Source organism: Paraburkholderia lebeckiae (genome assembly GCF_014201005.1).
GTDB classification, from domain to species: domain Bacteria; phylum Pseudomonadota; class Gammaproteobacteria; order Burkholderiales; family Burkholderiaceae; genus Paraburkholderia; species Paraburkholderia tuberum.
The window spans coordinates 57126-64767 of sequence record NZ_JACHDK010000028.1; the positions used below are offsets into that span (position 1 = coordinate 57126).

At 65.0% G+C, this 7642-nt stretch carries 8 protein-coding genes and 1 riboswitch; of the genes, 3 read left to right on the plus strand and 5 right to left on the minus strand.

The features are described from left to right. Positions 1-48 precede the first annotated feature (48 nt). From HDG39_RS30860 to HDG39_RS30870, 3 genes are all read right to left on the minus strand, one after another. Complete coding sequence (locus tag HDG39_RS30860; RefSeq protein ID WP_184011513.1) at positions 49-2151, minus strand: FUSC family protein; 2103 nt, start codon at positions 2149-2151, stop codon at positions 49-51. A gap of 6 nt (positions 2152-2157) precedes the next feature. Next, a complete protein-coding gene (locus HDG39_RS30865) occupies positions 2158-2862 on the minus strand; it encodes a MarR family winged helix-turn-helix transcriptional regulator (RefSeq protein WP_184011515.1) in 705 nt (234 codons plus the stop codon). Between the two features lie 206 nt (positions 2863-3068). Further along, complete coding sequence (locus HDG39_RS30870) at positions 3069-4643, minus strand: ATPase domain-containing protein (protein WP_409259225.1); 1575 nt, start codon at positions 4641-4643, stop codon at positions 3069-3071. Positions 4644-4890: 247 nt separating this feature from the next. Between HDG39_RS30870 and HDG39_RS30875 the strand changes: the two genes are divergently transcribed. After that, positions 4891-5331 carry a hypothetical protein gene (locus HDG39_RS30875; protein ID WP_184011517.1) on the plus strand — a complete coding sequence of 147 codons (441 nt, stop codon included), beginning with the start codon at positions 4891-4893 and terminating at the stop codon, positions 5329-5331. Positions 5332-5343: 12 nt separating this feature from the next. Here the strand turns inward: HDG39_RS30875 and HDG39_RS30880 are convergent, their stop codons facing one another. After that, entirely contained in the window at positions 5344-5964 is a 621-nt protein-coding gene (locus HDG39_RS30880; RefSeq protein WP_184011519.1) for a histidine phosphatase family protein, read from the minus strand. 80 nt (positions 5965-6044) lie between these two features. Continuing rightward, positions 6045-6179, plus strand: a riboswitch (cobalamin riboswitch). A 51-nt stretch (positions 6180-6230) separates the two neighbouring features. Between HDG39_RS30880 and HDG39_RS30885 the strand changes: the two genes are divergently transcribed. Both HDG39_RS30885 and HDG39_RS30890 read left to right on the plus strand, forming a co-directional pair. After that, positions 6231-6452 (plus strand): CbtB domain-containing protein, encoded by a 222-nt coding sequence (locus HDG39_RS30885; RefSeq protein ID WP_184011521.1) that lies wholly within the window; start codon positions 6231-6233, stop codon positions 6450-6452. An 11-nt stretch (positions 6453-6463) separates the two neighbouring features. Further along, entirely contained in the window at positions 6464-7204 is a 741-nt protein-coding gene (locus HDG39_RS30890) for a CbtA family protein (RefSeq protein WP_184011523.1), read from the plus strand. A 135-nt stretch (positions 7205-7339) separates the two neighbouring features. Here HDG39_RS30890 and HDG39_RS34720 read toward each other — a convergent pair. After that, positions 7340-7642: hypothetical protein (locus tag HDG39_RS34720; RefSeq protein ID WP_221305923.1), on the minus strand; the 303-nt coding region annotated here is incomplete at its 5' end.

Genomic DNA, 7642 nt, shown 5'->3' on the forward strand with positions numbered 1-7642 from the left:
AGGCGGGGTGCGCAGGCGGGCGCAAGCAGGGGCGCAAGAATGGCTGCATCACGCGGCGGCCTCCGGTTCGGTCGGCGTTGGTTTCGTGAGGGTCGCCGGAAACAGCGAAAGACGCAAGCCGACCAGCGCGTGCAGCGCGTCGCGCAACTGACGCGCCGAGGTCTTCGAGGTTTCGGTCGGCGCCGCGGCGTTGGCGAGCCCCTGCGCGGTGACGCGCGCGACGGCCACGTCGATCAACGACATCAGGCTGTCCGGCACCGGCTCGCGGCGGCGTCGATCGATGCAGCTCTCGTAGTATGTACGCACTCCATCGAGAACATGATCGATCGCGCCGGCCGCTTCGCCGCCGAGCTTGCGTGTGAGGCGGCGCAGGTCCAGCGCGTTGAACCCGATGCGCAGATCGCGGAAGCTCTCGATCGACGGATGGCGGTAGTCGTCGGTTGCCGCGAGGCGCGGGATCAATTGCATCAGCCGGTCGAGCATGCGCGCGGCGAGATTGCGCGGATCTTCGATCGGCCGCGTCGACGCGGTCAGCGCGACGTCGGCCCAGCTCGAGCGCAACAGACGCGCCGCGGCCAGCTCGGCGCCGAATGGGCGCGTTACGCGAGTCCACAGGTATGCATAGAGCAGGCCGGAGAGGCCCGCGAGGTTGGCGTTCAGGAACGTCAGGAAGTTCGCGTCGTACGCGTCCTGAATGCTGATGAAGGTGGCCGTGTTCACCGCGACCAGCACCGTCACCATGTTGAACTGCGGGCGCGGAATCAGCGTGCCGACCAGAATGAACGGCGCGGCGAACAGGATTACCAGCATCGGGAAGTCGTGCACCTGTGGCAGCACGACGAACAGATAGAGGCCCGCGGCCACCACGGCGACGCCAGTCGCGAGGAAGAAGCGGAACACGAACGGCGCGGGCTCGTCGAGCGCTGCGAAGAAGCAGCAGGCGACCGCCGCGAGCGTGACCGCGCTCGCGCCGTCGTTCCAGCCCGAGCCGATCCACAGCGCGCACGCGAGCACCACAGCCGCGGCCGCCGACACGGTCGCGAACAGCATCATGCCGCGATCGTAGAAGCGCTCGGTGCCGCCGAGCCGCCAGTGACGGAAATGCGGCCGCCACGAACCTTCCTCGCGCGTGATGATGATGCGCAGCGAGCGGCAGTCTTGCCACACGTCGATCACTTGCGCGAGGCGCCACAGTGCATTCGACAGCAGCGCGCCGTCCCAATGCGCGAGCGCGGCGGCGGGCGGGTGCATCGCGGCGACGCGCGCGCGCAGCGCGTTGGCGGTCTCGTCCGCGTGATAGCCCTCGCTCGGCGCGGGCAGCGGTTGGTTGAACCACTTGATGACGTCGTCGATCAGCGTCTGAAGTCCTTCGGGCCAGTGTTGCGGGCCGTTGTTGTAGAGCGCGAGCAGCGGATCGGCGAGCGACGACATGATCGGCAGCAGCAGTTGCATGCGGCCACGTAGTTCATGCGCGCGCGCGAGGACGTCGGGCCGCGTGTGATCGTAGGCGAGCTGGCTCAGCAGCAGTTCGAGACCGTTGATCGTGCTCGCGAGTCGTTGCCGGGCACCGGAAATCGCCGAGCTTGCGATGCGGCCCGACAGCGTTTCGGTCGCGTAGAACGCGGCGTCGCGAAACCATGCGTCGGTGCGCTCGATGATCGTGGGCGCGAGCCGGCTCGGAAACACCGCGCTGCCGACGATGCTCGCGCAGACGATGCCGAGAATGATCTCTTCGGTCCGGCTCACGGCGAGATCGAAGACGCCGGTCGGATTCGTCACCGACGGCAGCGCGATGATCGGCATCGTATAGGCGGCCAGCATGAACACGTAGCTGCGCGCGGTGCGGTCCGACACCGCGAGGTAGAGCATCGTGCCGGTCCACGTCGCGACGATCACGCTGAACAGGTACGGCGATTCGACGAACGGCGGCACCAGCAGCACCGCGCCCGACGCGCCGAGCGCAGTGCCCAGCGCACGATAGATCGCCTTCGAGCGGGTCGCGCCGACGAACGGGTTCGACACGATGTAGACGGTCGCCATCGCCCAGTACGGCCGCGGCAGTTCGAACGCGAGGCCGATGTAAAGCGCGAGCATGGCCGCGGCGAACGTTTTGACGGAAAACAGCCAGTCGCGGAGAGTGGGATAGACCATAAACCGTTACGCGGAATCGGCGTTGTGCGGCGCGGTGGCTCGTGCGCCGCGCTTGGTGGACTTGCGCGCCTTGGCGGTGCTGCGTGATTTGCCGGCCGTTTTGGCAGCGCTTTTGCCGCTCGTCCGTTTGACCTTGCTGGCAAGCGCTTCGCTTTTGGCGGGCTCGCGCTTCGCCGACGACGTGCGCTTCGTCGCCTCGTGCCTGACCGATTCCGGGCGCACCGGCTGCGCGCGTTCGTGACGCGTGTCGCGCTCGACGCTTCCAGGTTCGGCGCGTTCGGCGGCATCGGTCGTGAATGCGTTGAGCACGCGCAGGGCGGCTTCGAGATCGTCGCGCGATACGCCCTTGAGCGCCTGCGCGCGCAACGTGACCAGTTCCTCTTCCATCTTCGCGGTGACGGCGCGGCCTTCGTCGGTCAGCACGACGGTCTTCGCGCGGCGGTCTTCGGGATCTTCGTCGCGGCGCATCAGGCCGGCCGCGCACAACTGGTCGAGCAGCCGCACGAGGGACGGCCCCTCGATGCCGATGTGATCGGCGAGCGTGACCTGACGCACCGCCGAGCCGAGCCGGCTCGCGGTCAGAAGCGGCGTCGCGCACGCTTCGGATACGTTGAAGGCCGCGAGCACACCATGACTCGTGCGCCGCCACTTTCTGGCGGCGACGACCAGCGTGCTGCTGACGGTGCGGCGCAGGGCATCGAGATTCGACATGGCCGGTATTGTATTTCCAAAATATTCGTTAGCAAACTATTGAATTGGAAATCGTGGCCGAACCGGAGGAGTCTGCGGCGCGAATGCGACAGCGGCATAAAATCGGTGGCCAGGAGGTGGGCTTACAGAATTGTTGGGTATGCGGTGCGCCGCGATTTAATCGGCATCTCGATGCAAGTGGTCTACTTGATTTACTTGAGCTTGATTCAGGCGACCAGCCCGATCCGTATCGTGCGCGCCAGCTCGTCGAGCTGAAACGGCTTGCGCAGGATCGTGCAATGCTTGACTGCGAGATCGGCAATGTCGACGTCCGCATAACCGGTCGCCAGGACCACCGGTAGATCGGCACGAAGCTTGCGCGCCGCGGCGATCACGCCGATGCCGTTCATGCCCGGCATCGCGAAGTCGCGCAGCGCTTCGCCGACCTCGACGCCTTCGGTGCCGAGGCGGAACTGGCGGATCGTGCGTTCATGATGGTTCGCGCGGCTCTTGACGGCGGTTATTGCCGTCAGCACTTCGCCGTGGTGCTCGAAGTAGCGGAACAGCACGACCGCGTCGCTCAGATAACTGACGTCGACCTCGGTCTGCACTTCGCCGATGATGCCGTGCTGCCCGAGCACGAGCATCGTGACCACGCCCTGTTGATTCAGATAGCCGAGCAACTCGCGCATGTGCAGAAGCAGGTAGCGCTCGCCGGGCATCGCCTGCAAATAGGCGTTGAGGCTATCGACCGCGACATAGCGCACGTGCTCGGCTTCGACCGCGTTGCGCACGTCGCTCGACAGCTCTCCCGGCGAGATTTCCGCCGCATTGATCTGACGCAGCGTCAGCAGACCGCTGTCTACGTGCGGCGCGAGATCCATGCCGAGCGTCGCGCAGCGCGTGACCAGCGTGCTGAGCGTTTCGTCGAACACGTAGTACGCGCAACGCTCGCCGCGTTCGAGTGCGGCAAGCAGGCACGACACGACGGTGGTGGTTTTGCCGACCCCCGACGGGCCGATGATCAGCGAATTGGTGCCGGGGACGAGGCCACCGCCGAGCAGCGCGTCGAGGCCGGGTGTGCCGGTGCTCATCGGGCTCGTGCCGAATTCGCTGTGATGCTCGGCGGCGACCAGGCGCGGATAGACGCGCAGACCACCGGTGTTCAGCGTGAAGTCGTGATAGCCCTCGCGGAACTTGATGCCGCGCATCTTCGCGACGCGTAGACGGCGGCGGTTGCCGCCGTAATCGTGGGCAATGTTGTCGAGGCTGATCACGCCGTGCACGATGCTGTGAAGCTGAATGCCGGAGGTGCTGGCCGACGTGTCGTCGAGCAGCAGCACCGTGCATTCGCGCGTTGAGAAATGGTGCTTGAGCGCGAGAATCTGCCGACGGTAGCGCAATGGGTTCTCCGCCAGCAGACGCAGTTCGGACAGGCTGTCCAGGACGACGCGCGCCGGCTTCAGTTCGTCGACGTGCTCGATCACGTTGCGCACGCTTTCGCCGAGTTCGACTTCGGCCGGGTGCAGCACGGTCTGTTCGTATTGCGGCTCGAGCCCTTCTTCGGGCAGTTGCTCCAGGATCGTGAAACGGCTCAGATCCCAGCCGTGGCTCGCGCCGATCGCGAGCAGTTCAGCACGGGTTTCGGCCAGCGTGATGTAAAGGCCGGTCTGCCCTTCGTGGAGGCCCTTGAGTAAGAATTGCAACGCCAGGGTGGTCTTACCCGTGCCTGGCGCACCCTCCACGAGGTACATGCGGTTCGGCGTAAGACCACCGCCGAGGATGTCGTCGATGCCTTCGATGCCCGACTATATGCGGGCGGAGGCAGGGGCGGCGGTAGTGGTCGACATGATGGTTGAAATGACGTCGGCAGTGGCTTTCGATCGGGAGGGGCGCGCTGTCGCGGCCGGTATGGCGCGACGCAATTTATGTGCCGCCCTGCATTGCCTGCGTGCTCGGGCCTCGCGCGCATGGGCATGAAGCGTGCTGTTAAAGGTGGCTCGCTGTGAGCTTTTTTCAGCAGCACTTTGTGGAAGTTTCACGCACACCATGAAAACCTATCGACTTTCTGCTATCGCGCTTACCGCGGCATCGCTCGTTGCGCTGCTGCCGGTCGGCGCATCCGCCGACGATAGCCCCAGACCTTGCGGTGCGCTCAAACGGATCGTGGCCGCCGCGCCGGACGGCTTCGCCTCGCTGACACCCGACGACGGCAAAGGCGTTGCGCAACCTGATGGCGATGACGCGCAATGTTCGGCCGCGCATCGAAGTTTCCAGTGCACGTGGACGCCGCATCAGGCGGCGGGCTCGAACACGGATGCATTGGAAGCGGTCGCGGCCGACGTCGCGTCGTGCCTGCCCGATGCAACGCACGATCAGAATTCGCCGGGACGTCAGCACTTTTATCTCGGCGCGAAGGATCGACGCACCGAAATCACGCTGACGCCCGAGGGGTCCAACCGGTTGCGGCTCGTGGTGTCGGGCAGGTAGCGGGGGTGCCGTTCAGGCGGTGGCGGCCGGCCACCACGACCAGCCGCGTCGCGAGTGGCGTAATTCGACGACCGACAGCGGCGCGATCTCGATGCGACAGAACACGGCTGGCGATGCGCCGAGGGCGTGCACGATTGCCGCTCGCAGCAGAGTCGCGTGGGTGACTGCGACGATGGTTCGACCTTGCGCAGAGGCAGCGAAGCTTGCTTCGTTGACGGCATTGCATGAACGCACGTCTGCCTGCTGCGCGTCGAGCCACTCTCCAACCCGCTGCACGAGTTGACCGAACGATTCGCCGCCGGGCGGCGCGGCGTCGGGCTCGCGTGTCCAGGCGGCGAGTTCGCGGGGCGTTTCGTCGGCAATGTCCACGAGGCGCTGGCCGCGCCATTTGCCATAGTCGATATCCGCCAATGCGTCGGCAGGCGTGGCGCTCAGACCGAGCGCAGCGGCCGTTTCGCGCGCGCTGGCGGCGGGGCTGGTGAACACGGCGGCGTCGGCGGGAAGCGCGAGACGCGCGCGCGCCGCCTCGGCTTCGGCGCGACCGCGCGCGTCGAGCGGATCGTCGGCAGGGAAGCGGCCCGCGCGCTGCGCGGCCGTTGCCGCGTGGCTCACCAGTAATAGTCGCGTATCCATTCTTTGCGTTGGCGCTCCATTCGTACTTGCCTGCGTGGTTTCATCGGCGCGCGGCGCGCGTTGCGAGGTAGCCCTCGCCGTCACGGAAGCTGCAGTTTAGCGCGTAGAATAGTGGCGCTGCGAAGCACGGAAGCCGGTGAGAGCCCGGCGCGGTCGCGCCACTGTAATCGGCATTGCAATCCACAAGAGCCGAAAGCCAGACCTGAGCTTCGCACCATTCCTCTGCAATCGACTTTCGGGGCGCGTCACCCCAGGAGATGTCCATCATGACCGAAGCTGTTCTTGATCGCGCCGCGCAACCGGCGGCCCAGCCCACTCCCATTCCTTTGCGCGAACTGCTGCCGTGGGTCGTGTTCGGCGGCTTGCTGCTGTTGCTCGCGCTTTACTTCGTTGGTGCGGAACAGGGCGCGACGTCGCTCGTGCCCGGCATGTACGTGCATGAGTTCGTGCACGACGGCCGCCATCTGCTTGGCTTTCCCTGCCACTAACGGAGTTCGACATGGTAGGTAAATTGTTGGTGCGCGGGATGCTCGCGGGCATCGTCGCGGGCTTGCTCACGTTCGCGTTCGCGCGAATCGTCGGCGAACCACAGGTCGATCAGGCCATTTCATTCGAAGAAAAAGCGGCCGCCGCGCGCGGCGAGGCGCCCGAGCCCGAAATCGTGAGCCGTCAGACGCAGGCTGGCCTCGGCCTGCTGACTGGCGTGGTCACGTATGGCGCGGCATTTGGCGGCCTGTTCTCGTTGGTGTTTGCCTATGCGTATGGACGCGCGGGTACGTTGAGCGTGCGCGCGCTGTCCGCGTGGCTCGCGCTTGGCGCGTTCATCACGCTCGTGATCGTGCCGAATATCAAGTATCCGGCCAATCCGCCGTCGGTCGGTGATCCGGAGACGATCGGCACGCGCACGGGCCTGTTCTTTCTGACGATCGCGATTTCGCTCGCGACGATGGTGTTCTCGCTGAAGGTGCGGCGTCGCGCGGCGGCGAAGCTGGGTGCGTGGAACGGTTCGATCGTCGCAGGGCTCTTGTTCGTCGTGATCATCGCGGCCGTGCAACTGTCGATGCCGCTCATCAATGAAGTGCCGGCAGCGTTCCCGGCTGTGCTGCTGTGGAAGTTCCGCGTCGCGGCGATCGGCATGCAGGTGGTCATGTGGACGACGATCGGGCTGCTGTTCGGCGCGATGGTCGAGCGCAGCGCTTTTATGCGTACGAATGCGCGGGTGACGATGAAGTCCGCCTGATTGTGACGGTGACACGCGGCCGCGCAGGCGGCCATGTTTCGCGCGCAACGCGCGAGAATGGTTGTGGATCAAGTACTTGGCGCGGTTGTGGTGCGGTTATCCACAGCCTTGCGAACATTTTCTGTGGAAAAGCTCTTAACGGCTTTTCGCAACTCCACTCATCTCTCCCTTTCGCCGCGGCGCCCCGGAGAATTCAATTGGAAGCCTAACTAATTCAGGTTGCACGCGGCGCTGCTCAATTTTTAAGCTCTTCAACTTTTCAAAATAAATTGTGAGAAGGGTATTGACGCGTTGTCGAGCGCTCTCCATAATCCCGTTTCTCTGCTGCAGACGCAGCGACGCTAACGAAGCAGTGCCGGGTAGGAGTGGTTCAGGCGCGGCGGGTTTGGCGGACCGATCTTTAAAAACTAACAGCCGATAAGTGTGGGCGCTTGATGC

Excerpts from the sequence above, each read along its gene's own strand:
- HDG39_RS30875 (WP_184011517.1), top strand. The coding sequence starts at position 4,891 with ATGAAAACCTATCGACTTTCTGCTATCGCGCTTACCGCGGCATCGCTC.
- HDG39_RS30865 (WP_184011515.1), bottom strand. The coding sequence starts at position 2,862 with ATGTCGAATCTCGATGCCCTGCGCCGCACCGTCAGCAGCACGCTGGTC.
- HDG39_RS30860 (WP_184011513.1), bottom strand. The coding sequence starts at position 2,151 with ATGGTCTATCCCACTCTCCGCGACTGGCTGTTTTCCGTCAAAACGTTC.
- HDG39_RS30885 (WP_184011521.1), top strand. The coding sequence starts at position 6,231 with ATGACCGAAGCTGTTCTTGATCGCGCCGCGCAACCGGCGGCCCAGCCC.
- HDG39_RS30880 (WP_184011519.1), bottom strand. The coding sequence starts at position 5,964 with ATGGATACGCGACTATTACTGGTGAGCCACGCGGCAACGGCCGCGCAG.
- HDG39_RS30890 (WP_184011523.1), top strand. The coding sequence starts at position 6,464 with ATGGTAGGTAAATTGTTGGTGCGCGGGATGCTCGCGGGCATCGTCGCG.